This is a genomic window from Paenibacillus sp. NFR01 (genome assembly GCF_900111565.1).
Classification (GTDB): Bacteria; Bacillota; Bacilli; order Paenibacillales; family Paenibacillaceae; genus Paenibacillus_AQ.
Window position 1 is genome coordinate 2,076,924 of sequence record NZ_FOIK01000001.1, and the last position, 26,544, is coordinate 2,103,467.

A 26,544-nucleotide genomic window follows, 5' to 3' on the forward strand; every position below is an offset into this window, starting at 1 on the left:
GGAGGAGCCAACGGCCATGAAGCAAAATAAATACGACGATCGGGATTTCTTCGGCAAATACAGCGAAATGCCGCGTTCGACCGGCGGATTGGCGGCGGCAGGCGAATGGGAGGTTTTTCGCAGCCTGCTCCCGGAACTGAACGGAAAGCAGGTGCTCGATCTCGGCTGCGGGTTCGGCTGGCACTGCCGCTACGCCCGTGCTCAGGGAGCCGCGGGCGTGATCGGCGTAGACCTGTCGGAAAACATGCTGGGCCGCGCGAAGGCGATGACCGATGACCCCGGCGTTCAGTATATTCAGGCTGCCCTGGAGGATGTCCGCTTCCCGCCGGGGCAATTTGACGTGGTGCTCAGCTCGCTGGCGCTGCATTATATCGACGATTTCGCCGGCTTGTGCGGGCAAGTCTACGACATGCTGCGTTCCGGCGGAAGCTTCGTTTTCTCCGTGGAGCACCCGATCTTCACCGCACGGGCAGCGCAGGATTGGCATTATAACGAAGCTGGCGAAAAGGTCCACTGGCCGGTCGACCATTACCACGAGGAAGGCCCGCGAAACGCCCGGTTTCTGGAGCATGACGTGGTGAAATACCACCGCACCGTTTCCGCTTACGTCACTGCCCTGCTGGACGCCGGCTTCCGGATCACCGGAATGTCCGAACTGAAGCTGACGGCAGAGACGCTGGAACGGCATCCGGAATGGCGCGATGAGCTGCGCCGGCCGATGTTTTTACTGGTAGGCGCGGTTCGGGAATAAACGGTATTGGCTACCTGCTTGGATTTACTTAGTTGTGCTTGTTTGTGCTTAGTTGCTCTTGGTTGCGCTTGGTTATGCTCAGTTGTGCTTAGTTGCGCTTGGTTGTGCTTAGTTATGCTTGGTTGCTCTTAGCTGTGCTCAGTTGCGCTTGGTTATGCCTAGTTGTGCTTAGTTATACTTAGTCGCGTTTAGCCGGTGCCTGCATCATCGCTGCAAGTCTAACGGACCTGAGAGCCGCTATTTGCAAAAAAACACGGTATTTCCCAAACTAGCGGACCTGAGGGCCGTTATTGTATGGAAAAACCGCTATGTATGTGCTTCCAGTTATGAATAACGGCGCTCAGGTCCGTTATTTTACAGATTCGCGGCTATTTGCCAAAATAACGGCTCCTGTGTCCGTTAACGCCGGCCTTTTGCAGCACAGGTCCAGAAAGCCCCCGTTTACCCCTATCTCTGCAAGCTCCCTCATAAATTCTCCACCTAAACAGCCCAGCACACGGCAAAAGCTCCCTCCAGTCTCGCCGAAAGGAGCTTCAGGTTCATGCGATACCAGTTCCTCAACACGACGCCAAAGACATCTCCTCGCTACTATTTCTCTTTTAGCGGCTTGAACGCCCAGCTTGCCTGCAACCGAACGCAGCAGCTCCACCCCAATCCGGTCCGTACGTAAAAAAACGCTCCCTCGGTTTACACCGGTAGGAGCGTTTCGTTGGTAAGCTATGGCGTTCCCAGGTTCGGCAGCGAGCTTACCGTCCGTCCAGGAGGTTACCCAGCCCGCCGAGAATGCTGCCCTCTTCTTTGCGGCCGGCGTTTCCCGCCGCCGACAGGATGCGGTCCGCCATCCGGCTGAACGGCAGCGACTGCACCCAGATTTTCCCGGGGCCGCGCAGCGTCGCGAAGAACAGGCCTTCGCCGCCGAATACGGCGGTTTTGATTCCTTTGACAAATTCGATATTGTAATCCACATTTGCGGTCATCGCAACGAGACAGCCGGTGTCCAGCTTGATCGTTTCGCCCGGCTGCAGCGTCCGTTCAAATACATACCCGCCGGAGTGAACGAAGGAGAGGCCGTCGCCTTCCAGCTTTTGCATAATGAAACCTTCGCCGCCGAAGAAGCCAACGCCGAGCTTGCGCTGAAACTCGATGCCGATCGATACGCCTTTGGCCGCGCATAGGAACGCATCCTTTTGACAGATGATCTTACCGCCATATTGCGTCAGGTCGAGCGGGATGATTTTTCCCGGATACGGTGCGGCGAAGGTCACGCTCTTGCGGCCGTAATGCCCGCTGTGCGTGAACACCGTCATGAACAGGCTTTCGCCCGTCAGCAGCCGTTTGCCTGCACCCATCAGCTTGCCCATGAGGCCCCCGCCGCCTCCGCGCTGGCCGCTGCCGTCCCCGAAAACGGTCTCCATCGTGATCTCCTGGTCCATCATCATAAAGCTGCCGGATTCGGCAATCACGCTCTCCCCGGGATCAAGCTGCACCTCGACACACTGGATTTCCTCGCCCTTAATGACATAATCGATTTCATGCGCTCCCATTTGCATACCTCCACCTTCATCGTGATTGATCATTTTGATTGAGATACATACGCTGCTCCGGCGGCCTTGGTTTCAGCCAGGAACAACAAAAAAGATCAGCCGGAATATCCGGACTGATCTTTTTGCAGATCCCCGGATACGCCGGGGGGAACTTTGCTTATGTTATATTCACATTACTGTGCCATCCTGCGGCCCGCGTAGCGCGGTCCCGAGCTTCGGCGCTTTGCGGAGCTTGGGTTTGCCGAGGGTTGTAGTCAGGGTAATCACGTACCCGGCCACAACGACAGCCATCACCGTATACAAGGTTTCCTTGAGCGGCATATAGAAGAGCGACAATGCCAGAACGGCTACATCCATCAGGATAAAGACCGTACCCACCTTGATGCCTTTCCATTCGCTGATCAAGAGCGACAGGATATCGTCCCCGCCGCTGGCCCCGCCGCCGCGCAGCACCAGCCCTGCACCGAGCCCGGTAAAGAGGCCCGACAGCAGCGCCGCAAGCGGCAGACTGCCGTGAAGAGGGATGACGATGCCGGAATAACGTTCCATCAGGCTGTAGAACAGCGTGAACGCTCCGACGGAGATGCATGTGTTCATCACAAATGCTCTTCCTTTGAAGAACATGGCGATGAGCAGCACCGGAATATCAAGAATCAACATAGATAATGAAGGCGAAACGCCAAGCACATACTTGCCGAGCAGCGAGAGTCCGACGAAACCGCCCTCGGTTAAATGAAACTGATAGTTAATGTGATAATAAGTAAAGGCAAGCAGCAAAGTTCCGGACAAAATGACGGTCAATCTCAGCGGCCATTTCAAACCGCCGTCTTCTTTCCTCATACAAGTCTCCCCTTATCGTGGTGGCGGCTTACGTAATCCACCGGCCTCTACGACGGGTAAGGTATGAGGTTCTGGTCCTTCGCATAATCAGTACTCCTTCCCGGTCTAGAGGCGGCTGTCCATAAGCTGACGGCTATGCGCACACTCTGACAGGGAAGCTAAGTATAAGACAGATCATAACGTTTCCAAATCGTCCTTTGGGGATTCGTCCTTCGGGGACACATGGTATCCTGATCCTTTCTTTAGTTGATAGGTACTGAGTAAATTATACCACGCAAACAGCTAAGGCTAAACAGCTTTCCATTAAAAAGCAAAAAATTTAACCGTGCTGGTTCAGCAGCCGGTTAACCGTCTCCCGCCGTACTCCGATCAGCTGGCCGATTTCTTCCTGGGTCAGTAGGTCTGTCAGCAGTGCTCCGCGTGAATGCTCGCTCATCCAGCGGTTAAGCAGCGCCAGCCGTTCTGCGGGGGTCCCGACGGTCAAATGGTCGATCCGCGTCTGCATGAAGCGTACCTTCTCCTGCAGTAAAAGCGCAATCTCCATCACTTTGTCGGGGTCCTCGCGAAGCTCGCGGTACCATTCCGCCGCCGGAATCAGTTCAACCTCGCTTTTCATCATCGCCACCGCCGTGCCATGCGCCTCCTTTGGCGAAATGAGGGAATGGTGGGGAACCGTCTCGCCGGAATACAACAGATTAAACAAGACCATGTTTCCGTTCTCGTGCAGTCTTGTCACCTTGAACAGCCCGCTTTTTACCCTGAACAAATGATTGCAGGCGTCGCCCTGGCGGAACAGAATCTCCCCCTTGTGCAGAATCATCTCGCTCGCTCCTTTGCCTTCTTGGTATGTATATTTTCAATTATACCGAAATAAAACCGAATCGCCTATTTCCTCTCCGCCGGGTGCTACATATTTTATAGTACATATGGCGAAAAGCAGGTGAACTCAGATGGCCCCTAGTCCCATTGGCAACGGCAATTCCAAAAAAAGCGGCAACGGCACATCCGGCAGCGGCAATCCCGTGGAATCACAGGAGCTCTCCTCGGAGGATTATGCAATTATCGCTGCGGGATTCAGTGTCCTCGGAGAGCTCTTCGCCTTCTTGTCGCTGGTGAAAGCTAAGCAGGTCACGGAAGAAACCGGCGGGGCTGTCGACCCGCTCACCATTGATCCCGTCATGTTTGTCCAGGGGCGAAAAAAAGCGGCGAAACGCCGCAGGCTCCGTTCGCAGCGCTGAATGTTCGGGAACGCTGCCAAGGCTTATCGCGCTTCGCCGGGATCGGCCGGAAGCGTATGGTGCGCTTCCAGCAGTTCAATGATTGCCTCGCGGTCATCCGCGTCCGCTTGCACAATCACTACGATATGCTCCAGCTCCGCATGTCCCGCATACCGCTCGGCATCCGCCCGCGGGATGCCGACCGACATCAGACTAACAACAAGCCCATCTGTCTCCATGTCCGCCCCGGCTAACTTCTGGGCGGCGGGTCCTGCGGCGACAGCGGTGTCGTCGATCATATCCAGACCGACGCCGATTTCCCGCGCCGTACCGAACAGCCCTCCGTTACCGATACCGCTCAGCGGTTTTCCGATTCCCGTATCGCGGCTGATGGCCTTCACATCGTTTTTTTGCCGCGTCACTACCGAAATCCTCCCTGGTTTAATCCCGTGACTACGCAACGATTCAATGGCGAGAATCGCGTCGCTGCGATGTCCAAATACCCCTACTACCAGTTCTGTCATGGTTCATCCCCTCCTGTACAGCCGTATTAACCGCCGTGGAGGGACCATAAACCCCGGCTGAATCATTTTACTTTCTTTCGGTTATACAGTTAGAATGAATAGAATAGAAGATTTGGTGAAACGGGGGGACTTTCGTTGCTGCAAAGCAAGTATTTTCGGACAAGCTTGGCTATCATTGCATTTTTGACGATTTTATATCTGGGTTCCAAGGTGCTGTTTCTGTTCAACCCGATTGTTGCCATCATCAAACTTTTGCTGGTTCCGATGATGCTATCCGGCTTTATGTATTATTTGCTCCGCCCGCTGGTCAACTTTCTGGTCGCCCGCAAGCTGAACCGTGCGTTGTCGATTCTCTTGATTTATCTTTGCTTTGCCGGGCTGTTCGTGCTCTTCTGGGTGCTGGTCTGGCCGACTCTGCGTGAGCAGTTCCAAAATTTTATCGACAATGCTCCCTATTTGGTGCAAGGGCTGCAGAATCAGTTTAACCAGCTGCAGAATGACCCGTCGCTATCCCGCTTTTTCCAAAGCGATTCGGACATCGTTCAGCGGCTTTCGGATTATTTGAACAACGCCATTAACTGGATCACTAACTCGATGTCCAACCTGATCGGCGTCGTATCCAGCATTTTCGTCGTGATCGCCACCTTGCCTATCATTCTTTACTATATGCTGAAGGACGGCCACAAGCTGTCGCCCATTTTGCTCAGTCTCGTGCCGCGAAAATACCGCAAGGAAGCCGATGAGATGCTGAGTTCCATCGACGGTGCGCTTAGCGGCTTCATTGTCACCCGCGTGCTGCTGAATGTGATTCTCGGCGTAATGCTGTATATCGGCTTTCTCATCATCGGGCTGCCTTATTCGCTGCTGCTGGCGGTCATTTCCGTGCCGCTCAACTTCATCCCGTATGTCGGCTCACTGCTTGCAGCGATTCCGGTCATCATTGTCGGGTTCATCGCTTCACCGACCATGGCGATCTGGTCTGCCGTCGTGATTTTTATCGCCCAGCAGATTCAGGATAATGTGCTGTCCCCAATCATCTACGGTAAGTCGCTGGATGTGCATCCGCTGACAACGGTGGTGCTCGTGCTGGTGGGGGGCGATTTCTTCGGCATTATCGGCGTGCTGATTGCCCTTCCGGTCTATATGATTATCAAGATTATCTTTCTGCGCGTCTATGAAATCATCGTCAACCAGCGGACAGAGGAGGCCGCTCCGGTCCCCGCGCCTGTGCTAAAGGATGATGAAATGCCGCTCTGATAGAGAGAATAGCCCGCGCTCCTTGAACGGAGGCGGGCTATTGTAATTGTATGTACTAGAAGTGAGTGTGCTTGACCTTCCACTGTTCCAGTTTGATAAACAGCCAGAATGAATAAATGCCAAGCGTGACCAGACAAAGCAGCCACCATTTGATCCAGTTGCCGAACAGCTGCAGCGAGGTGCCGTCAAACGTTTGGCGCCGGCCGTCAATGACGGTATGCTCAACCTTCCAGCGGTAAATCATGACGAATGCCCATGGATAACAGAATCCCAGCGTACACACCGTAACCAGAAACCCTAAAATTCTCCATCCAATGTACTGCGCCAATCCCCCGTCAAAATAAGATTGCTGCGGTCCGCCATACTGCTCGTAGCCTTGTACATTAACATTTACCACAGAACTCAATTCCATCATCCCTTTACAATAATATACAGAAAAATATATTCTTCCCCATGGGATCTTTTTCCTCCCGAAACAGCGAATTATTTGCCGAAAAATAGGCCAAAAGCCATTCATGTTCACGAAATGTCCATAATAAAAAAGCCCTCCTAAAGCGGTTTTCCGCTTTTCGGATGAGCTTTTCATGAGCGATCAATTTTTCGTAATTACCCGCGGAGCGAACGGACCACAAATACATGGTTGCCTTTCAGCACGCTTTGACCGCTGGCAAGGGTAACGGAGCCTTTGGTATGCGAAATGATCGTGGTGTTGAAGGCCACCAGCTGATCGCCTTTCCACACGGTTACCGAGGACTTGAAATAAACAGCGTTATCGAACTGCTGGCGTTCTTTCATGACATAACCTACCGCATTTAGCTTCGGCGGGAACGCCCGCTCCTTCGGAGCCAACGCCTTGATGTAGACGATGTCCTGAAAAGGCACGGCGATTTCCTGATGCCCGATTACCGCCATGGAACCCGCCTGGTCCCATTTGCGCAGCACGCCTCTCATAATCGTGTAGGGTTCGTCCCCGCAATACATAATTACCGGTCTGCCTACCCAATGCTTCATGGCTCCACCCCTTTTCACGAATTGCCTTAGGACTACAGATCCGGAATGGACCAGTCAATGGCCGTCATACCATGAGATTCCAGAAACCGGTTGGCCCGGCTGAACGGCCGGCTGCCGAGGAATCCGCGGTGTGCCGAAAACGGGCTGGGATGGGGCGACTGGATGACCAGATGCCGAGCGGGATCGATAAAAGCCCCTTTCGCCTGGGCGTGGCTGCCCCACAAAATGAAGACCAGCGGTTCCTTGCGTTCGTTCAGCTTCTCCATGACCGCATCCGTAAACCTCTCCCAGCCCAGCCCTTTATGCGAATTCGGCTGTCCTTCGCGCACGGTCAGCACCGCATTGAGCATCAATACGCCTTCCTGCGCCCAGGGACGCAGCGAGCCGTTGTTCGGAATCTTCGCTCCCGTATCGTCATGGAGCTCGGTATAAATATTGCGCAGGGACGGCGGGATGCGCACACCGGGCTTCACCGAAAAGCTCAGCCCCTCCGCCTGGCCCGGTCCGTGATACGGGTCCTGTCCCAGGATGACTACCCGGGTCGCGCCGTATGGCGTCAGCTTAAGCGCCGTAAACAGCAGGTCCTTCGGCGGATATACCGTGTACTGCTTGTATTCGCGGGCCAGCGCATAACGCAGCTCCTCAAAATACGGTTTTTGCGTTTCTTCCTGAAGCACTTCATCCCAATCGTTGCCGAACAACATGTCCGTCTCCCCCGCATCTGCTGTAATATCATTCTTTACCGGTTATTACCCCATATACCCGGTAAAGCATTATTTGCGGCCATAATCCGCCTTGATTTCTCCCCAGTCTTTCGTCTGCCATTTCAGCACTTTATTGTCATATGTATTAAGCTGAAGCCAGCGCTCCGCACGGTCGACCAGCATCCAAATTTCCTGTGTCGAGGCGTCGCGCGGCAGCGTCGTAGCCACCTTTTTCTGCTTGACCCATTTGAGGGCGTTGGCGGAATCGCTGTACACGGTTTTAGAGCTTCCCTGCTTTTTCAGCAGAGCCAGCGCATGAACGATGGCAAGAAACTCGCCGAGATTGTTCGTTCCTTTGGCAATCGGCCCGCAGGAGAAGATAACGTCTCCGGTCTGCGTGTCCACGCCTTTATATTCCACCGGCCCGGGATTGCCGCGGGTGCCGACATCCACCGAAATGCTGTCGTAATCGATCTCGCCCGGGTCCGCCGCAGAGGCGCTCTTCGATCCGAAGCGCGAACTCTTGCCGGAAGTAACAGCACCGGATGCCGGACTTTGGCCCCAGCGGCCTTTCCAGCCGCCTTTAAACGCGGCTTCCGCTTCCGCTTTCGACTCGTAGGATTTATATTTTGCCCCGGTATAATGGTCGGTCTGCGCCTTGCATTCCGCCCAGGTTGCGTAAACGCCCGGCTGCTTGCCTTCCCATACTACGTAATATTTTGATTTTGCCATGCTCGAACGCTCCCTTTCTACGCTCATCTTGCCTAAACATTTATTGTATATCAAAATGTGCCCATTTTCACCGGATAATTGTGCCGGGCAGGCGCCATAATATACGCAAGGGAACGCAGGAGCACCGCTCCGCTGGAGCCCGCCAGGTCTTTATAGCATCGCCAGCGTCGTATCGATTATGGATTGCAGCTTGTCCGAATCCTTATCCAGCGTTTTTACCAATACCCGTAAGCCGACAAACGTATTATGGAGAAATGCGGCAAGATCGGCGGCAGCCAGATGCGAAGTGATTTCGCCCGATGCCTGGCCTTGCCGGACCAGCCGCTCCAGCAGTCTTTCCGTGCCCTCGAATGCGAAGTTTACTTTATCCTTGGCTTCGGGATCATGGTTAGAAAGCTCGACCGCTGTATTTACGAGCAGACAGCCGTACGGGTCTTCCTTCTGCCGGTAGACTGTTGCTTCAAGCAGCAGGCGGATCGCCGCTTTGGCCGACGGGGCATCCGCAACCCGCCCTTCCATCCGGGACGCAACCTGCTCGGCATACCGTTCCATCGCTTTCATGAACAGGGTATGCTTGTCGCCGAAGGTGTCATACATGCTGCGCTTATGAATGCCCATACCGGTGACGAGATCTTGCATGGAGGTTTTTTCGTAGCCCTGCTGCCAGAAAATCGCCATCGCCTTACCCAGCACATGGTCAATATCGAATTCCTTGCTTCGCGCCATAATCATTCTCCTTCCTGGCTTTATCTTAACATTTGTAGAACGATCGGTAAATATTTTGGAGGTGAAGTGAACAAAATCACAACTTTTCCGCACCATTCATTCTATATTAAATTTAAGCATTTACCAAGGAGGCTTATCGCATGAGAAAATTCGCAGCGTTTCTGACAGCCATTGCGCTTACCCTGACCGTGGGATGCGGAAACAACAATAACAACAACGCCGCAAACAATGCGGGGAACAATGCAGCCAATAATGCAGCTAATAATGCCGCAAATAACGCTGCAGCCGGGAACCAAACGACCGATGCCGTGACCTCGGTATCCGTCGTAGACAACAACGAAGCGTTCAAGACGGCCATCAGCCCACAGGGGCACTGGATTGCCGCAACCTTAAAGGACCTGACCTTTACCGAGGATCTGGTCGTCGACGGGCAATTTACGAACAAAGGTGCTCCGGCGCGTAAAATCGCCCTGTATACGCAGGATGCGGACCACAACATCACCAATTCTTTTACGCTTACCGCACCGAAAATCACGATCCGCAGTGAAAACACGCAAATTCAAGGCGGTACTTTCGTCGGGGATGTCTATGTGGAAGCCAACGGCTTCAAGGTCATCAACGCCACCATTCAGGGCAATGTCTACTTTGCCAGCGACGAATATCAAGCTTCTTACACCGCATCCGATCAAGGCAAGGTTACGGGCGTGACGGAAGTCAAAAAATAACGGATTCCGAAGGGGGCGCCCCGGTCAGTCGCCGGGGTGCGCCTTTTGTCGTTCACCGGAGAAGGTGTCCCTATGAAAAAGCCTTTATCGATCTTTCTTTCATTGATTCTATTGCTCCCCCTCTCTTCCTGCACCCGTTCCGGGCATGGCGGGAACGCCGAATACCGGATTCAATCCGGCCATGCGCTGACCCTGTTTGCCGCAACCGACACCCACTATCTGGCTCCGGAATTGACTGATTCCGGTCCGGCTTTCCAGCGTTTTGTCGAGGACGGAGACGGCAAAGAGCTTGGATACAGCGATGCGCTCCTGAGCGCCTTCGGTTATGAAGTGGCCGTCAAACGTCCTGACATTCTCATTCTCAGCGGCGACCTTACGAACAACGGCGAGAAGGCCAGCCATTTGGGGCTGGCGGAGCATTTGCGGCAGATCGAAGCCGAAGCCGGAACCAAAGTCTACGTCATTCCCGGCAATCATGACATCAATAATCCCTGGGCGCGCAAATTTGCCGGGCAGAAGCAGGTGAAGGTCAAGCCGGTCAGTCCGAAGCAGTTCCGCAGCATTTACGGGGAGTTCGGATACGACGAGGCGATATCCAGGGACCCGGCTTCGCTCAGCTATCTGGCGGCGCCGTCCGACGACTTGTGGCTGCTCATGCTGGACACCAGCCAATATGCAGATAACGCCAAGCTCGGCTCGCCGCAGCTGGACGGGCAGCTTGGGCCCGAAACGCTCGCCTGGATCGCCGAATGCGGGACGAAAGCCCGTGATAACGGTGCGCAGCTGCTTGCAGTCATGCACCATAGCCTGCTGAACCACAGCGAATTTATCCGCAAAGGCTTCACGTTGAACAACAATGAGCAAGCCGGCCGCGTGTTGATGAGCATCGGCGTCCCTGCCGTGCTAAGCGGGCATATCCATATCCAGGACATTGCTTCCTATAGCGAAAACGGCCGTACGGTCTACGATATCGCGGACAGCGCCTTATCCGTATATCCGCAGCAGTACGGCGTGCTGCAATACGAACCTGCTGCGCGCAAGCTGGTATATGGTACGGAGCGGCTGAATGTCGAGCTGTGGGCCAAGGCTTCCGGCAGCAGCGATCCGAACCTGCTGAACTTCAAGCAATACAGCGCGGACAGCTTTACGTCCTTATCCGCGGACCGCACATATTCCCGGCTGAAAGAAGACGCTGCGTACAGCCGGTATTCCGACGCGCAGCTGAAGGCGATGGCGGAAGCGGTCGGGGCGCTGAACGCCATCTATTTCGCCGGAACGGCGGACACAGACATGGCCGCCGTGACCGCCTCCGAGGGCTTCCGCCTCTGGCAGGAAGCCCCGCCCGGCGGCATGCGCAGCTATGCGCTGGGCATGGCCGCGCGCGAGCGGAAGGACAATCGCCATCTGGAGATTGTCCTTCCGTGACAACAGGGCAGCGTTCCTTCCATTATGGAGGAACGCTGCCCTGTTCGCTCTTGCCTGCGAAGCTCCGCTTAATCTGCTTGCGGCGCCAGCTCCAGCGCCGCTTCGGCCACCTCGCGCCCGTTGACGAGGAGCGCGATCCGGTGGCTGCCCGGGTAATGGCGCCGGGTCGTCAGATCGGCCCAGCGGTGCGTACGCGTACCGCTTAAGGCCGTGCCGCCCGGTACCGTTTTGTCGGACAGCAGAAACAGCTTGCGCGAAGTCTTCCCGCCGGATTTGACAAAGTAAATGCCGTATTCGATCCGTACGCGCACGGCCTCGCCTTCGCGGACGCGCAGGCGGTAGGACAGCTCGCCGCTGTCGCCGATGCACAGCGCCTGCGGCGATGCGGTAATTTCGGCATGGACGACGAGCGGCGTCTCCTCCGCCTCTTGGGCATAGCCGAACAGCGCCAGCACCTCGGGCTCCGCCTTGCGGATCAGCGTGCGGCAGCCGTGCCGCACGATCCAGTCGGTCAGCGGATTCTGCCCCTTCCAGCGCCGCGCCAGCTCCAGGACCACCTGCGGGTTGTCCTTGGCGATATCGTTCAGGTTGTTCGCCACGCTCTTGCGCACATACAGCGACGGGTCGGCCTTGAGCCGTTCCAGCACCGGCAGCAGCGGCCGTGGATCGCGTTTGAACATCGGGAGCGCCTGGCCCCAGGGCAGCCGCGGCCGGCAGCCTTCGCTGGCCAGCCGGCGCACATGCTCGTCTTCATGGCCGGCCCAGGCAAGCATCTGTACCATCATCCGCTCCGGTTCCCGCAGCAGAAACGGCCGCACGGCAAATTCCGCTGACGACTTCGGCGTAAAGCGTTCCAGCGCCGCCACCGACAGTTCGAAATGTTCATCCGCCTGCCCGAACACTTCGACAAAATCCGGGAAGATCAAATACGGAAATCCCCGGCATTCCTCATCGATCGCAAACAGGACCGCCAGCGCGTCTTCATAGCGCGGAGGCAGAAAATCGCCCAGCGTCAGCGTAATCCGCCGCATCCGTTCCTTCAGCTCCAGCGCTTCCCACGGCTCCCGCATCGCCGCCGCTACAAACTCTTTTCTATTAAAAGAGGGGTACGCCCGTCCAAGCTTGTCCGCCAGCCCGTTCAAAAAAGATTCATTGTACATTGACTTGAGAGGTTCCGCCACTAGTCCAGCTCCTTTATTCCCATTCGTTTTTTTGGGTAAGATAAGTATACTCCAGCTTAGTCCCAGACCAAACTATATAGATTGAACTTGAAAATTTGATAAAAAGAAAGGAACGACGAAGGGGATATATTTTGAAAACTCATTTGCAAAATCCTCCGCCTGCCGTACAATAATCCGTAAGCTTTTATTCGAGCTAATCCGACTGATCACGGAGGTTCCAGCCATGCCGCAAACCCTTGTTAAAGATGTCGAATTTTTTGTTGCCGCCCTCTCGCGAACCTTCGTTTCTGCGCTGCAGCGTGATCCGGACGGGATGTACTCCCGGGTGGGCTTTGGAGTGATCGAGAAGTTCTCGGAGGACGTTGTACGGCTGAAAAAATTTGACGGAACCGTCTCGCATTATGCCCGGGACATCACGAAATTCCAGCGCAACCTCGGCTGACGCCCACACATTACTGTCAGTTAAAGGATAGGTGAATTCATTGCAAAATTACGGTTTCGCGCGCGTAGCCGCCGCTTCCCCCGAGCTTAAGGTGGCGGACTGTGCGTTTAACGCGACGCAAATTATCGAAGTGATCGGACAAGCCGCCCTTCAGCGGGTCGAATACCTCGTCCTGCCGGAGCTGTGCATCACCGGCTATACCTGCGCCGATCTGTTCCTTCAGCATAAGCTGCTGGACGCCGCGCAAAAAGCGCTGCTGCAGATCGCAGAAGCGACCGCAGGGCTGCGCCTGGTCGTAGCCGTCGGCCTGCCTTTGTCGATCAAAGGCCGGATCTTTAACTGCGCGGCCGTGATTCAGAGCGGCCGCATTCTCGGCCTCGTGCCGAAGACCTGCATTCCCGGCTACAGCGAGTTCTACGAGCCGCGCTGGTTCGCGGCCGCCGAAGAGCTGGAGGTGTCCGAGCTGCGCCTCGGCGACCAGACCGTGCCGATCGGCAACGATCTCATCTTCGCCTGCGAGAACGACGCCAATCTCTCGTTCGGCGTCGAGATTTGCGAAGATCTGTGGGTGCCGGTGCCGCCAAGCAGCCTGCTGGCCCAGGCGGGCGCCTTGCTGCTCTTTAACCTGTCCGCCAGCAACGAGCTGGTCGGCAAGGCGGATTACCGCCGCCAGCTGGTATCCTCCCAGTCGGCCTCCTGCGTGGCGGCCTATGTGTACGCCGGCGCCAATACCGGCGAGTCCAGCACCGACGTCGTCTTCGGCGGCCACTCGCTGATCGCCGAGAACGGCCAGCTGCTGGCCGAATCGGAACGGTTCACCCACGAGACGAGGCTCACCGCCGCAGACATCGACGTGCCGCGGCTGCAGTACTCCCGCTCCGTCATGGGCACGTTCCGTGCCGGCCGCGGCGGGCGCAACTACCGCGAGATTCTTTTCGCGGCTCCGGAAGGTGAATCTGCCGCGGAACGCGAGCTGCTGCGCAGCATTGCCGTCAACCCTTTCGTTCCCGGCAATCCGGCGCAGCGTGACGAACGCTGCCGGGAGATTCTCTCCATCCAGACCTCCGGCCTAATGAAACGCATCCGCCACATCGGAACGAAGCAAGCGGTCATCGGCATCTCCGGCGGCCTCGACTCCACGCTGGCCTTCCTCGTCGCCGTCCGCGCCATGGAGCTGCTCGGCCGTCCGGCCAGCGACGTGCTGGCCGTGACGATGCCGGGCTTCGGCACCACCAGCCGCACGTACGACAACGCGGTGGGACTGATCAAGGGCCTCGGCGCGTCGCTGATGGTCGTCGATATCAAGGATGCCTGCCTGCAGCATTTCAAGGACATCGGGCATGACAAGGATGTCCACGATTTGACCTACGAGAACGTGCAGGCCCGGGAACGGACGCAAATCCTGATGGACCTTGCCAATAAAAACGGCGGCATCGTCATCGGCACAGGCGACTTGTCCGAGCTGGCCCTCGGCTGGTGCACGTACAACGGCGACCATATGTCGATGTACAGCGTCAATTCGGGCATCCCGAAAACGCTGATCCAGTATGTCGTGCAGTGGTATGCCGACCATGAAGCCGACGACAATGTCAAAGGCTTCCTGCACAGTATCATCGATACCGGCATCAGCCCCGAGCTGCTGCCGCCTTCGGCAACCGGAGAAATCGTCCAGCTGACCGAGAACATTCTTGGACCGTACACGGTGCATGATTTCTTCCTGTACTACATGCTGCGCACCGGGGCGACCCCGGGCAAAATCCTGTATCTTGCCCGCCATGCCTTCGGCGAAGCGTATACGAAGCAGCAGCTCAAGGACTGGCTGCGCGTCTTCATCACCCGCTTTTTCACGCAGCAGTTCAAGCGCTCCTGCCTGCCGGACGGCCCGAAGGTCGGCACCGTCAGCCTGTCGCCGCGCGGCGACCTGCGCATGCCGAGCGATGCATCTGCCGCGCTGTGGCTGAGCGAGCTGGAAGAGCTGTAAGCATAATTCAACTCTGACGCCAATCAAAGATTCACGCGCCGCACAACGCCGCACCCCGATCCGCTGCCCGCTTACGGGCGGCGGATTTTTTCATGGAATCCCGCAAAAATTTACTGAAAATTTTCGAGTTTATTTCTTGACGAATTTCATGAGCGGTGGTATATTTTGATTCATGCTTTAATAATTTAGTTCTTAACTATTTACCTCTTAATTAATTAACGCTTAATCAATTTAAAAATAAGTTTGGAGGTGAGCCTGTGCCCGAGCGTGATTATTTCGAGCTTTCCACTTTATTCAAGACGCTGCTGAAAGGAATAGCCCATAAATGGAATCAGCATGGCTGCCCGCTGACCCAGACCCAGTTCAAGACGCTGTTCGTCTTGTCGAAGGAAGGTCCGCAAATGGTATCGCAGCTGGCGCATGCGCTTGATTTAACCTCCGCGGCCATCACCGGCGTGACCGACCATCTGCTGGCCGAAGGCTACGTGAAGAAGGAACGGGCGGAAGGCGACCGGCGTGTCGTCAACATTACGCTGACCGAAGAAGGCGCCAGCCTGATCAAGGAGGTGGAGAAGAGCCAGAAGGAGCTTCTTCATTCGCATTTCAGCGTGCTGCCGGATGAAGACATCGCGCATCTGAAGCGGATTTTTAACACCTTGATTGCAGAGTTAGATAAAAAATAATTAGTGGGGGAAAAACATCATGGAACATTTATCAAGTAAGCGCAAGCTTACCATCATGATTGCGATTATGGCCGCAATGCTGTTCGCCGCGATCAACCAAACCATTACAAGTACAGCCATGCCGCGGATTATCGCGATTTTGGACGGCATGGACTACTATACCTGGACGATCAACATTTATTTGCTGACTTCGACCATCGCGACGATTCTCGTCGGCAAGCTGTCCGACATGTTCGGCCGCAAGCCGTTCCTGCTCATCGGGATATTGCTGTTTATGGTCGGCGCGTTCCTGACCGGGACCTCCGATAACGTATTCCAATTCATCACGTACCGCGGAATTCAAGGGATCGGGGCCGGGATTATCCAGTCCACCGCCTTTACCGCTGTCGGCGACCTGTTCCCGCCGCGCGAACGCGGCAAATGGATGGGCCTGATGATGGCTGTGTTCGGCTTCTCCAGCGTACTTGGACCGACACTCGGCGGTTATCTCGTCGACCATATGGATTGGCACTGGCTGTTCTGGATTTTCCTGCCGCTGGGCATCGTCGCTTTCGTCATGATCCTGGCTTTGTTTCCAAAGGGCAAACGCGGCGAATCCAAAGGCATCGACTATCTGGGCTCGCTGTTCATTACAACGACCATCGTTCCGCTGCTGCTCGCTTTCTCGTGGGCGGGAACAACATATGCTTGGGGCTCCACACAGATTATCGGTCTTCTTGCGGTATCGGTCGTCTCTGCATTTATCTTTATCTTGATTGAACGTAAAGCATCGAATCCGGTGCTGCCGCTGCATCTGTTCAAGAACAGCGTCGTAACGATCTCCAACCTGATCGGGTTCATTATGAACTTCGGTATGATGGGCGCGATGATCTACCTGTCCTTCTTCGTGCAAGGCGTACTGGGCATTTCCGCCACTTACGCCGGTTATGTAACGATGCCGATGTCGATCGTGATGGTCGTGTCCAGCTCCATTACCGGCCAGCTGATGGCGAAAAAAGGCAAATACAAACGGTTCGCGCTGATCGGCATTCCAATCATGGTTGCCGGCATGGCGATCATGATCTTCATGAACAGCGTGCCGACCGCAGTGCTCAGTATGATCGTCTTCGGCTTCGGGCTTGGGCTCGGGATGCCGGTCTTCTCGCTGGCGACGCAAAATGCTGTTTCGCATAAAGACCTGGGCGCAGCGACCGCTTCTTCCCAGCTGTTCCGTAACCTTGGGGGTACAATCGGGATTGCCGTTATGGGTACGGTAATGTCCAATAACCTGACCCATCAGCTGAAGGATGCGATGACTTCGCCGTCTGCACCGGATTTCTCGAAACTTGATCCGGCACTGGCACAGCAGATGGCCGCTTTCGCCAATCCGCAGGCGCTGATGAACAAGCCGCTGCTGAACCAGACCAAAGCAAGCCTGCCGGCGGATGCGCTGGCGATCTTCAACCAGATGCTGGACGGCATCCGCGATGCTCTCGGCCAAACGCTGTCCATCGTGTTCCTGACCGGCACCATCGTGCTCGCCGTCGCCTTCGTGCTCGTCTTCTTCCTGAAAGAGCTGCCGCTGCGCACCTCCAATGCCGCAGCCGCTCCGGCGGAAGCAGAGAAAGCGGCGGAAGGCTTGGCAACGCCGGTGCTGGCTGCAGATTAAACGACAGCCGGAGCAAACTAATCAAACAAAGACCTCTAATTCCACTGCATGGTGGGATCAGAGGTCTTTTTTATGCCGCATGGTCCATCCTTTCATGAGCGCATTGACAGCAGAATAACGTTCGAATAGACTAAAGTAAACTGAGAGTGTAATTAAATTCACTGTAGTGCATTTCGAGAAATGTGGAGGCTTGAAGATGGGAAATGAAGCACGGCGCAGCAAAGAGATGGAGATCCGGCGGAACGACATTATCGCTGCGGCGGAGGTTGTCTTTTTCAGCAAAGGATATGAACGGTCCACGATGGACGACGTCGCCAGGCAAGCCGAATTCAGCAAGCGGACGTTATATGCTTATTTCAGCAGTAAGGAGCAGCTTTATTTCGAAATGATGATCCGGGGCTACCGCCAGCTCAAGCTTCGGCTGCAGCAGGTGCTTCAAACGCCCCAAGCGTTGTCCGCCGAAGAGGAGCTTTGGGCCATTGCCCATGTGTATTATGTTTTTTCCTGCGAGCAGCCGGAGCATTTTCAGGCGATCATGGAATACGAGAACCGCCCTGCCGATTTCCAGAACGGCATTCCGGATGCTTCCAGAGATGAATGTTATGCTTTGGGGGAAGAAGCGCTCCAATTCGTGAAGACGGCGCTGGATAAAGGCATCCGGGACGGCGATTTCCGCGCCGATTTGGCGCCGGAGCAGGCCGCGGTCATGCTGTGGGCCAGCATACTGGGCATCTTCAGTACCGTACGGATCAAGAAAAATTACATCGAGAGCTACTACAACATCAGCCCCGGGGAATTTGTGCGCCAGGCCTTTCTGTTCCTGCTCCGCTCCCTTAAGGCTTCCGGACATAAAAATGAAGGTTGAGGGGGAGAGATCCATCATGGCGGGACGGCCGTTGCGTATTACATTTATTGTCGTTTTGGGGCTCCTGGTCATTGTAGCCGCCGTGCTGCTTATCGTCAGCGGGATTTTTAAGAAAGCGGAATATCTCGAGCCCTGGAGCAAAAAATATGCGGCGCAATTCGGCGATCCGCGGGTTCAATTGGCAGCGCACGGCCTGCTCGCCGCCAGCGGGCATAACATGCAGCCGTGGAAGGTGATGCTTGACCCTGCCGATCCGATGAGCTTCGAGCTGTATGCCGACAGCACGCGGATGTCGCCTGCAGCCGATCCGCCGGCACGGCAACTGATGATTTCGCAAGGGACTTTTCTCGATTATGTCCAAGTGGCCGGACCGGCGCTCGGATACAAGGTCAATTTGCGGCTGTTTCCGCAAGGAACCTACGACGAGAGCAAACTGGCGGAGAGCATGGATGCCAAACCGGTTGCCGAAATCACGCTGACGCCCCAAGCGCCTCAGGGAACACCGCTGTATGATGCACTGTTTCTGCCGGACACGAACCGGGGCTCCTATTTGCCGGAGCCGCTGACGGAATCGGAGATCCGGGCGCTGGAGCAAATCGGGAACGAGAACGTAGCGGTCCGGATCGTCCAGGACCCGGAGGATCTCGCCAAACTGGGCGATTACGCCATGCAGGGTGCATCCATCGAAGCGGGCACGGCTAGCGTGGCAAAAGAAACCGAGGACATTTTCCGTCCGAACGAATACACCAAAAATCGCTACCGGTACGGATTCTCTGTGGAAGGACAAGGCACCACGGGGATTAACAAACATCTGCTGCAAGGTCTGGTCACTTTATTCCCTTCGCTTAACAGCGGAAAAGCAGCAGCCGACCGGCTTGTGGATTCGGTGCGTGCCGGCGTCGAGCATACGCCTTCCTATGCCCTGTTCATCACCCCGGACAACAGCCGGGAGAGCCAGGTCCGCAGCGGCATGGCGTATAGCCGCTTTATTCTCCAGGCCCATCGGCTGGGCTTGGTCATGCAGCCGCTCAGCCAGGTTCTTGAGGAATATCCGGAGATGGCGGCCCCTTACCGCGCCATCCATAAGGACTATGCTTCCGGCGGAGGCACGATTCAGATGCTCGTCCGCCTGGGGCGGGCGGAAAAAGAAGCGCCGCTGAGCATGCGCCGCGATGTAAGCGAGCTGATGGCAGACACTTCCGCAGCGCGCTAGAGCGGTACTCAAGCAGTAGGAATAGGCTCCGCCTCATTAAGATTGGCGGCCCCCTGATAAATTTCCGTGCCCAGCACGTCGTTGGCAGCCTTTAAGAAGCTGGCGTATCCGCCGTCCGGCTGCCCGCGATGGGGCAATGCCAGCTCCAGCAGCCGGTCGTTTTGCTCCTCACTCAGCTGGAAGCTGCCGGTAAGCATTTGCCGGACCTCTTCGGCCGGCTGACCTGCAGCAAAAGCCTCAGCCGCCCGGTAAATCAGGCTGTCCTGCTGCAGTGCATGCCCTGTGGCATTGGATATTTTTCGGATTTCCGTCCGGACCATATATTTTTTTGCCGCATAAAGCACGGCAACCGCAATGCCGAACAACCCGGCGTTCGTCAGATCTGCAGTCATGTTGTGTCCAACCTCCCTTTTATGCGTATACGTCAAAAAATAAAGCATGCTCTTTAGAGCATGCTTTATTCAGTGTGGATGGTTTTTCCGAAAATATACGGCCGAGTAATCTTTAGTTTTTGCCCACCGTCGCATAGAAAAATATGACTCGGGGGACTCGCTAGGCACCTAGGACAGCTCCGTTTTTTTGCACCAAAACGATTATAGCTGATTGAGCTTGCTTTCGTTGACAATCCTGCTGCGTGCGGTATTGATAAAAAGAGCGCTAGGGACCCCCTTTGCCCCTCCCGTGTTCATCTGGAAACTCAGGAATTATCACGACTTTTTTGACGGATGCCAGACAATGGACGATTCCCGCTTCGATTGGCGCACATATGGTGCGGATGGGGGATTTTGTGCTTCAAAAACTATCGGTATCCGTGCCTCCTAGAATAGGCTATAAGGTCGCGCATAAGTTTCCAAACCAGGCGTTACACGAGCCCCTTCATATTCTTGATAACTATCTGCAAGATCCCTTTGGAATATAATGATCTGACCTGCCGAGATATTAGCTGCAATTGATTATAGGCCTGCAAAAACGGCGTGCCGGGTATAAAGAGCATGATTGCAGAGGAAACTACGGAAGATAATTTCACACATCAAAATTGATGGAGGATGGCTGGATGTACTTCTATAAAGAAGGATTGATCAATAACATCGTAGTCGACAAGCCGGACCCCGCGGCGGCCAAGGTACTGCAGGAAATTCTCGGCGGCCATTATGGGGAAATGCGCACGATGATGCAGTACTTTTTCCAAAGCAGCAATTTCCGGGGAAAAGATACCCAGTTCCGCGATTTGTTCCGCGGGGTGTTCCTGGAGGAAATCGCCCACGTCGATCTGGTGCAGCATACGATTAACCAGCTGCTGAACGGCTCCGGCGAAGAGCAGGCCGGAAATGCGGGCAATGACCATGCTCCGCTTAACGAAGCGATTAAACATGCCAATCCCCATCATTTCATCATGGGAGCGCAGGCCTCGCTGCCCGTGGATGCAATGGGCAATCCCTGGCTGGGCAACTATGTCTACAGCCACGGCAATCTGATCAGTGACCTGCTCGATAATGTCGTGCTGGAATCGACGGGCGTGCTTCAGAAGACCCGGATTTACGAAATGAGCTCCAACAAGACGTTCCGCGAAACGCTGGCATTCCTTATCGTACGCGACAATGCCCATCAGAATGCGTTCGCCAAAGCGCTGGAGACTCTCGGTGTGAATTGGGGCAATATCTTCCCTATCCCTAACTACGATATCAATAAGTATCCGGAATGCCGCAAATACGTAGAAATTGGCTACCATAACGTGCAATTCAATTTCAGTCTCGACCCGAACCGGATGGCTGAAATCCTGAACGGTCCTTCGCCAAGCCGCAATAAAGGCGAATATCAGGTAACCCCGCCGCCGCAGGGCTTCCCTGTTCCCGTCATGCCGGAAATGCCGAATGAGCACAGCCCCGGACTGCAGGATATGCATGCCTAACGCTCCGGCAAACCGCTAAAAAAGCCATGTCCCTCCCGAGCATTTTTCAGGATGGACATGGCTTTTTTAACCTCTTCGCTTAAACGAGATCAAGCTGTATTTATGCACGACCCGGTACGCTCCGTAAGTCAGCGAACAGGCAATGAGATAAGATACATAGGTCCAGAGCAGATTCCAGCCGTTGTCGTAGACCACTTTTCCCGTCACCACCAGAATGGATTCCAGCAAGGTTTTGAGCACGCTGAACAGAGGAATCAGAGCGACCGGCCGCACAGCGATCTTTTGCAGAGTAAACAACAGGGCGCAAGCCAAAACGGGGAAAATCCCGAAGTTATACGGAAGAATACCCAGGATGCCTGCCCCCGAAGGCGTTACGCTCCACCACCCGGATTGATACCCGATCTCGTTGAAAGCAAAAGCAATCAACCCGGCGACCGGGCCTATGCGAACGATAACGGTTAAATCCTCCCGCAAATACCAATAACCTGCAATCCAGGGGAGTATAAAACCGATCAGCAGGTTCCACCACATTCGATTCCTCTCCTTATCTGCCTATTATGGGAAGAACCGCCGTATTTTATCCGCCTTTTACGGATCCGGAACCTTGCGCCCATCACCGGCATAGGCTAACGCATATTGTGAAGGAGGGATTCGAATGTATTCCAATCAACCGAATCAGCAGTACGCCCATCTGGCCTGGCACGAAACGATGGAGCTTCATGAACTGACGGCTTTTCAAAGCAATCAGCTAATGTTGTTTAAAATGGTCCATGACGACGTTAAGGACCCGCAGCTTCATGCGCTGTATTTGGAAGCGATCAAGGGGACCGAGCAAAATTTGAAAGAGCTGCTGCAGTTTTACCCGTTGGCGCCCCAAGGCACCCGTGCCCATGTCAATGAAGCCGATAAAACCGCCTTTTATGCCGGATTGCTGCTCGGCTTTGCCAAAACGGCCGTCCGCAGCTACGCCATCGGAATAACCGAAACAGCTACGCCGAAGCTCCGCGAAACGCTGCAAAAGCAATTAAACGCCGGCATTGCGCTCCATGCAAAAGTCTACTACTTCATGCTCGAGCGCGGGCTGTATCCCTCCTATGACCTCCCCAAGCTGCTTGCCGGGGATGTGGCCACCGCCAATAAAGCATTGTCGCTGTAATGCCCTGCATAAGGCAGCCGCCGCCTTGCTTGGCGAAAAGCCGCTGGTTATTTCAGATACGTCCCCGGCTCCCCGATGCCTCCTGTGCCGTTCAGTACATACACACGGGCATTGCCTTTGCCGGAGATTGATGTTCCCGCCAGCAGTACGAACAGAGATATGCAACCGTTTTAACAAAAAATTCGGATTATGATCCTTAAACGGCCCTCTCCATAAACTGCTCCCACTCGGGAGCAGTAAATGCAGAGCACAAACCCTGGCATTGAAAAAACTTGATGGCTCCGTCCAGATCCGCCAAATCAAGAGTCTGGCCCGCTCGGGTCATGGTCTGGATAAGCTCCATAACCTTTCCGGCGTCATTCGCCTTCACGTAAGCGTACACGCTTTCGATGTACAAGCGGGGTTCTTCCGCCGCTGCCTGCTCCTGATAGGCGCCCCAATCCTGCCAGCCGGCAGCATCCAGATCGGTTACGTTCTCGATCGGCGCATAAGAGGTAAATGCCGGATACGTATTCGCCAGCCTGAAGCCCAGCGCACGGGCCAGCGCGTTGGACCCGGCGTTGCTTGAAACGCATGACCATTCCACAACGCTGAACCCTTTGTCAAAGCAGTCCTGAACGACCGCGGAAACCACCTGTTTCGCCAAGCCTTTTTTACGATAACGCGCATCTGTATGAATGCCTATGGCAATCCGGTCTCCGGCACTGCAATCGGCCACCGACCAACTGACGATGGTATCCTGATGACGAATGTAACTGCCGCAGCCTGCTGAGATATACATCTCCTCATTCCCCCATCCGGCCGCCCATTCCAGAAGACGGCTCGCATTGACGTAATTTTTGTCCCGCAGATGCTGCAAATCAATCCGCTCCAGCACGTAGCCTTCAGGCAAAGTATGCTCCGCAGGTGTGAATTGTCGACGGCTCAACGTGTAGCGGTGCCGCGTATACTCCCGGATAAAGCGGTTGCCGTGAACGGACGGAATCGCAGCCCGCCAAGCTTCGTCGTCGGGGGTGGCCGGATCCCAGAAATCCAGTTCCGCGAAGGCCGCCGCATTAAATACCGCGTTATCTGTGCGCCCGGCCAACAGGTTTGTCTCGCTCGTCCGGATCAGAACCGCCGTCGGATGCTCCGCCGAATCCACCATTACTTCACCTTCGATTCGTCCCTCCAGGACGGCAAACACCGAAAGCTCGTTCCGGCTGGTCACCAGCGGACGGACAAGCTCATAGCTCGTGCGATCTAAAATAGGCATATAATACACATCTCCCCTTACCCTGTTTTTCCCAATTCCTGGTTACAGATTACCACAAGAGCCAGCAGAGCAAGCGGGGGAGCTTTTGTATAACTGAAATTTCCTATACTTCAAAATAACGAACGCTGCATGATTTGCGCATAACTGCTGAATTCAAAATGCGGCTGGTGCTCCGTGGACGGCTGCAGCCCGAGCGGATTAAACCAATACGCCTGCCAGCCTGCAGCCAATGCGCCGGCGATATCTTTTTCCATAGCGTCTCCGATGTACAGGCTTGCCTGAGCCTCCGTTCCCGTCTTCCGGTTCGCATAAGCGAAGATCTCCGGGTCCGGTTTGGCAATACCAAGGGCGCCGGAGATGAAAATCCGGTCTTCCGGAATCATCCGGTCGAGCTCCAGCCCCCTAATCTTGTTCCACTGGTAATCCTCAGGTCCGTTCGTGATAATGCCAACCCGATAACCAGTCTCTATCAATTGCTTCATATAATCTTTAGCGCCTTCGATCAGGTCGAAGCGCTTCTGGCGTTCACTGAAATCCGCGTCAAACCGTTCGGTTTGGGCCTTGTCGACCGTGATCCCAAAATCTTTGAGAGCCAACTCCATCCGCAGCGGCCGACTGATTCTGGAGCGCCTCCCGAAACGGTGTAAAGTGGTCGTACAGCGTATCATCGAGATCGAAGAAGACGGCTTTGACAGAATGGCTCATGGCTACCTCCTTAGTAATCAACAGAGCTCATTTTAAAATCATCCTTGGAATCATCGTATACCACAGTAAAAATTAGTTCTTTTGGCAGGCCAAACTGTTGCCATGCGGCCTCCTTAGTAATCGATAGAGGTTACTTTATAAGTATCTTCGCTATCATTATACATGACGGTAAATGTGACTTTCTTGTAGATGGCCTGCCCTAACCCGTTGGTCAAATCGACGTCGTACAGCAAGGTAAACTTATCGTGCATATCCGTTTTGGATCGGAGCAGCATTTCAAATGAATCATCGTAAACGACCTCCCAATCGCGGAACGCATCCTTCAAGCTTTGCTTCCAATCTTCAAAGGTCGGATATTCCTCGGCATAGAACATATCGTACATATCCTCGTCGACCGTGATTTCATCCGGTTCCCTCGTCTTCTCTTTCACACTCAGGAACTTGTAATCCAGCACATTGATAAAATCATCGACACCCGACTCCTTGTAAGCATCGGTTGACTCCCCATTTTTCATGGCGTGAAGGTAATCGTTTACAACCCCTTCAGCCTTCGCGTTTACGGTATAAAAATGGGAATAGACAAATGCCAATATTACCAGAATCAGCACAAAAGCTCCTCCGCCAATGGCAATCTTAACCGTGTTGGAAAGCTTTTTGGCTGCAACTATAGGAGCAACGGTGCCTTCCGCAATTGGTTCAATTCCGATTTCTTCTTCGGCGGCTGCTGTTTCGGTGAGACTTACTTCCATAACGCTGTCATTGCTTTCTTCGAATTTCCCCCCGCATGTGCCGCAGTACAAATTTTTATTCTCGTTCTCCGTGCCGCAATTCGAACATACTTTCACTTTCAAATCCTCCCCCAGTGTTCTGATGCCTTATGTATTAGTTCTTTTGTCCCAAAAAACAGACATCCGACCTATTCTACCACGATTTTCCATTTGGGAGAACAAATATTGTTTTGGTAAATGAGGATTAACTTTTCTCCTCTGAAATGCCTATTGTTGTATATCAAAAAAACAGGCCGCCTCCGAATATTACATTCGGAAACGGCCCCAAACTTGCTTCAATTCAAACTGTGTATTTTTCGAGTGACGGACGGTCCTTGACGATCATCTGTTTGTTGCCAACCAGCTCAATCAGGCCCAAATCCTCGAATCGGGCGAACTTCCGGCTGATCGTCTCCCGGGTAACGCCTACGTAGCTCGCCAGCTCCTCGCGGGAGAGCGGGAGTTTGACCGCAATCCCGCCGCCGCGCGGCTTGCCGTATTTGTCGCTCAGCTCCAGAATCATGGAGGCAATGCGGATCTCCGGGTCCTTGGTTGCGAGGCTCTGGGCCAGGTTCTCCGTGTGGGCTAGCCGCTTGGCGACGGTCTTCAGCAGCTTGATCGTAATGTCCGGATTTTCCGCCATCAGCTGCTCCATATCCGTCCGCGTCAGCATGCAAATGGCGGTATCCGTCAGCGCATAAGCGCTGAAGTTGCTCAGCTCTTCGCTGCTGAGGATATTCAGCTCGCCGAAAAACTCCCCGTTGCTCAGCACATGCAGAATCTGCTCTTTGCCCTGAGGGGTCATTTTGGACAGCTTCACTTGCCCCTGCTGGATGATATAAAGCGTATCCGTCGGCTGCTCTTCCAGAATCAGCGCCTGGCCCTTGGCATATTTCCGGTGCCGGATCATCGCGCTGATCCGCCCGAGTTCCCCGTCGCTTAACGAAGCGAAGATTGGCACCTTGCGGGTACAAGGCTCCGCTGCGTCCCGGCAGGAATGTTCCGCCATAGCTTATCCCTCCTTGGTTCTTTTGCCGGCTGTACCGGGAGTCGGCTTCCCGGGAGCAGGCTTCTTAGGAAGCCGCCCCTTTGTCCGCGATCGGCTCAAAATGGCTTGTATCTTCCCCGCATACCGGACAAACCCAGTCCTCCGGCAGATCCTCAAACGCCGTACCCGGCGCCACGTCCTCATCCGGGTCGCCGACCGCCGGGTCGTAAATATAGCCGCAAGGCTTGCAAATGTATTTGGTCATGGTTATTCCTCCTGTGATATTCAATCTGCT

The 26,544-nt window shown here is 54.7% G+C and carries 30 protein-coding genes; 13 read left to right on the plus strand and 17 right to left on the minus strand.

Annotated features, from left to right (window positions below; genetic code table 11):
- Positions 1-16: 16 nt before the first annotated feature.
- Complete coding sequence (locus BMW84_RS09640) at positions 17-751, plus strand: class I SAM-dependent methyltransferase (protein WP_091067120.1); 735 nt, start codon at positions 17-19, stop codon at positions 749-751.
- 746 nt (positions 752-1,497) lie between these two features.
- Here BMW84_RS09640 and BMW84_RS09645 read toward each other — a convergent pair.
- The 3 genes from BMW84_RS09645 to BMW84_RS09655 all read right to left on the minus strand — a co-directional run bounded on the left by BMW84_RS09645 (position 1,498) and on the right by BMW84_RS09655 (position 3,955).
- Entirely contained in the window at positions 1,498-2,295 is a 798-nt protein-coding gene (locus tag BMW84_RS09645) for a TIGR00266 family protein (RefSeq protein ID WP_091067122.1), read from the minus strand.
- A 168-nt stretch (positions 2,296-2,463) separates the two neighbouring features.
- A complete protein-coding gene (locus BMW84_RS09650) occupies positions 2,464-3,135 on the minus strand; it encodes a YitT family protein (RefSeq protein WP_091067125.1) in 672 nt (223 codons plus the stop codon).
- Positions 3,136-3,454: 319 nt separating this feature from the next.
- On the minus strand, positions 3,455-3,955 hold the full coding sequence (locus BMW84_RS09655) for a Crp/Fnr family transcriptional regulator (RefSeq protein ID WP_091067128.1): 501 nt from the start codon (positions 3,953-3,955) through the stop codon (positions 3,455-3,457).
- A gap of 130 nt (positions 3,956-4,085) precedes the next feature.
- Here BMW84_RS09655 and BMW84_RS09660 point away from each other — a divergent pair, with 130 nt between their 5' ends.
- Positions 4,086-4,373, plus strand: coding sequence for a hypothetical protein (locus BMW84_RS09660; protein WP_091067131.1), 288 nt, complete (start codon positions 4,086-4,088; stop codon positions 4,371-4,373).
- Between the two features lie 23 nt (positions 4,374-4,396).
- Here the strand turns inward: BMW84_RS09660 and BMW84_RS09665 are convergent, their stop codons facing one another.
- The gene (locus tag BMW84_RS09665) at positions 4,397-4,876 is read right to left on the minus strand and encodes a general stress protein (protein WP_139209604.1); all 480 of its coding nucleotides are present in this window, start codon (positions 4,874-4,876) and stop codon (positions 4,397-4,399) included.
- Positions 4,877-5,011: 135 nt separating this feature from the next.
- Here BMW84_RS09665 and BMW84_RS09670 point away from each other — a divergent pair, with 135 nt between their 5' ends.
- Positions 5,012-6,133, plus strand: coding sequence for an AI-2E family transporter (locus tag BMW84_RS09670; protein WP_091067135.1), 1,122 nt, complete (start codon positions 5,012-5,014; stop codon positions 6,131-6,133).
- A gap of 55 nt (positions 6,134-6,188) precedes the next feature.
- Here BMW84_RS09670 and BMW84_RS09675 read toward each other — a convergent pair whose 3' ends face one another.
- From BMW84_RS09675 to BMW84_RS09695, 5 genes are all read right to left on the minus strand, one after another.
- Positions 6,189-6,539 carry a DUF898 family protein gene (locus tag BMW84_RS09675; RefSeq protein ID WP_254772907.1) on the minus strand — a complete coding sequence of 117 codons (351 nt, stop codon included), beginning with the start codon at positions 6,537-6,539 and terminating at the stop codon, positions 6,189-6,191.
- A 200-nt stretch (positions 6,540-6,739) separates the two neighbouring features.
- Complete coding sequence (locus BMW84_RS09680; protein ID WP_091067138.1) at positions 6,740-7,144, minus strand: hypothetical protein; 405 nt, start codon at positions 7,142-7,144, stop codon at positions 6,740-6,742.
- A 32-nt stretch (positions 7,145-7,176) separates the two neighbouring features.
- Positions 7,177-7,845 (minus strand): uracil-DNA glycosylase, encoded by a 669-nt coding sequence (locus tag BMW84_RS09685; RefSeq protein ID WP_091068238.1) that lies wholly within the window; start codon positions 7,843-7,845, stop codon positions 7,177-7,179.
- Positions 7,846-7,917: 72 nt separating this feature from the next.
- On the minus strand, positions 7,918-8,580 hold the full coding sequence (gene rnhA, locus BMW84_RS09690) for a ribonuclease H (RefSeq protein ID WP_091067140.1): 663 nt from the start codon (positions 8,578-8,580) through the stop codon (positions 7,918-7,920).
- Positions 8,581-8,730: 150 nt separating this feature from the next.
- Entirely contained in the window at positions 8,731-9,306 is a 576-nt protein-coding gene (locus BMW84_RS09695; protein WP_091067142.1) for a TetR/AcrR family transcriptional regulator, read from the minus strand.
- Positions 9,307-9,446: 140 nt separating this feature from the next.
- On the opposite strand from BMW84_RS09695, the gene BMW84_RS09700 reads away from it, so the two are divergent.
- Entirely contained in the window at positions 9,447-10,031 is a 585-nt protein-coding gene (locus BMW84_RS09700) for a hypothetical protein (protein WP_091067145.1), read from the plus strand.
- A gap of 72 nt (positions 10,032-10,103) precedes the next feature.
- Positions 10,104-11,456 carry a metallophosphoesterase gene (locus BMW84_RS09705; protein ID WP_091067147.1) on the plus strand — a complete coding sequence of 451 codons (1,353 nt, stop codon included), beginning with the start codon at positions 10,104-10,106 and terminating at the stop codon, positions 11,454-11,456.
- A 68-nt stretch (positions 11,457-11,524) separates the two neighbouring features.
- On the opposite strand, the gene BMW84_RS09710 is transcribed toward BMW84_RS09705, so the two are convergent.
- Entirely contained in the window at positions 11,525-12,637 is a 1,113-nt protein-coding gene (locus tag BMW84_RS09710) for a DNA alkylation repair protein (protein ID WP_091067150.1), read from the minus strand.
- Positions 12,638-12,860: 223 nt separating this feature from the next.
- Between BMW84_RS09710 and BMW84_RS09715 the strand changes: the two genes are divergently transcribed.
- From BMW84_RS09715 to BMW84_RS09740, 6 genes are all read left to right on the plus strand, one after another.
- The gene (locus tag BMW84_RS09715) at positions 12,861-13,079 is read left to right on the plus strand and encodes a hypothetical protein (RefSeq protein ID WP_091067152.1); all 219 of its coding nucleotides are present in this window, start codon (positions 12,861-12,863) and stop codon (positions 13,077-13,079) included.
- Positions 13,080-13,110: 31 nt separating this feature from the next.
- Entirely contained in the window at positions 13,111-15,060 is a 1,950-nt protein-coding gene (locus BMW84_RS09720) for an NAD(+) synthase (RefSeq protein WP_254772908.1), read from the plus strand.
- Between the two features lie 257 nt (positions 15,061-15,317).
- Positions 15,318-15,743, plus strand: a complete 426-nt coding sequence (locus tag BMW84_RS09725; RefSeq protein ID WP_091067156.1) for a MarR family winged helix-turn-helix transcriptional regulator — start codon at positions 15,318-15,320, stop codon at positions 15,741-15,743.
- 19 nt (positions 15,744-15,762) lie between these two features.
- Entirely contained in the window at positions 15,763-17,391 is a 1,629-nt protein-coding gene (locus BMW84_RS09730) for a DHA2 family efflux MFS transporter permease subunit (RefSeq protein ID WP_091067159.1), read from the plus strand.
- Between the two features lie 196 nt (positions 17,392-17,587).
- Complete coding sequence (locus BMW84_RS09735) at positions 17,588-18,256, plus strand: TetR/AcrR family transcriptional regulator (RefSeq protein ID WP_091067160.1); 669 nt, start codon at positions 17,588-17,590, stop codon at positions 18,254-18,256.
- 16 nt (positions 18,257-18,272) lie between these two features.
- The gene (locus BMW84_RS09740; RefSeq protein WP_091067163.1) at positions 18,273-19,469 is read left to right on the plus strand and encodes an Acg family FMN-binding oxidoreductase; all 1,197 of its coding nucleotides are present in this window, start codon (positions 18,273-18,275) and stop codon (positions 19,467-19,469) included.
- 8 nt (positions 19,470-19,477) lie between these two features.
- Here BMW84_RS09740 and BMW84_RS09745 read toward each other — a convergent pair whose 3' ends face one another.
- Positions 19,478-19,861, minus strand: coding sequence for a hypothetical protein (locus BMW84_RS09745; protein WP_091067165.1), 384 nt, complete (start codon positions 19,859-19,861; stop codon positions 19,478-19,480).
- A gap of 662 nt (positions 19,862-20,523) precedes the next feature.
- On the opposite strand from BMW84_RS09745, the gene BMW84_RS09755 reads away from it, so the two are divergent.
- Positions 20,524-21,378: a manganese catalase family protein gene (locus BMW84_RS09755; RefSeq protein WP_091067167.1), complete on the plus strand. Its 855-nt coding sequence runs from the start codon at positions 20,524-20,526 to the stop codon at positions 21,376-21,378.
- Between the two features lie 66 nt (positions 21,379-21,444).
- On the opposite strand, the gene BMW84_RS09760 is transcribed toward BMW84_RS09755, so the two are convergent.
- A complete protein-coding gene (locus tag BMW84_RS09760) occupies positions 21,445-21,909 on the minus strand; it encodes a hypothetical protein (protein WP_091067170.1) in 465 nt (154 codons plus the stop codon).
- A 124-nt stretch (positions 21,910-22,033) separates the two neighbouring features.
- Between BMW84_RS09760 and BMW84_RS09765 the strand changes: the two genes are divergently transcribed.
- The gene (locus BMW84_RS09765; RefSeq protein ID WP_091067172.1) at positions 22,034-22,534 is read left to right on the plus strand and encodes a spore coat protein; all 501 of its coding nucleotides are present in this window, start codon (positions 22,034-22,036) and stop codon (positions 22,532-22,534) included.
- A gap of 196 nt (positions 22,535-22,730) precedes the next feature.
- Here BMW84_RS09765 and BMW84_RS09770 read toward each other — a convergent pair whose 3' ends face one another.
- The 5 genes from BMW84_RS09770 to rd all read right to left on the minus strand — a co-directional run bounded on the left by BMW84_RS09770 (position 22,731) and on the right by rd (position 26,514).
- Positions 22,731-23,789: a GNAT family N-acetyltransferase gene (locus BMW84_RS09770; RefSeq protein WP_091067174.1), complete on the minus strand. Its 1,059-nt coding sequence runs from the start codon at positions 23,787-23,789 to the stop codon at positions 22,731-22,733.
- Between the two features lie 110 nt (positions 23,790-23,899).
- Positions 23,900-24,385 (minus strand): HAD family hydrolase, encoded by a 486-nt coding sequence (locus BMW84_RS09775; RefSeq protein ID WP_175498717.1) that lies wholly within the window; start codon positions 24,383-24,385, stop codon positions 23,900-23,902.
- 222 nt (positions 24,386-24,607) lie between these two features.
- Complete coding sequence (locus BMW84_RS09780) at positions 24,608-25,339, minus strand: zinc ribbon domain-containing protein (protein ID WP_091067181.1); 732 nt, start codon at positions 25,337-25,339, stop codon at positions 24,608-24,610.
- 223 nt (positions 25,340-25,562) lie between these two features.
- Positions 25,563-26,270 (minus strand): Crp/Fnr family transcriptional regulator, encoded by a 708-nt coding sequence (locus tag BMW84_RS09785; protein ID WP_091067183.1) that lies wholly within the window; start codon positions 26,268-26,270, stop codon positions 25,563-25,565.
- A gap of 64 nt (positions 26,271-26,334) precedes the next feature.
- Complete coding sequence (gene rd, locus BMW84_RS09790; protein WP_091067186.1) at positions 26,335-26,514, minus strand: rubredoxin; 180 nt, start codon at positions 26,512-26,514, stop codon at positions 26,335-26,337.
- Positions 26,515-26,544: the final 30 nt, after the last annotated feature.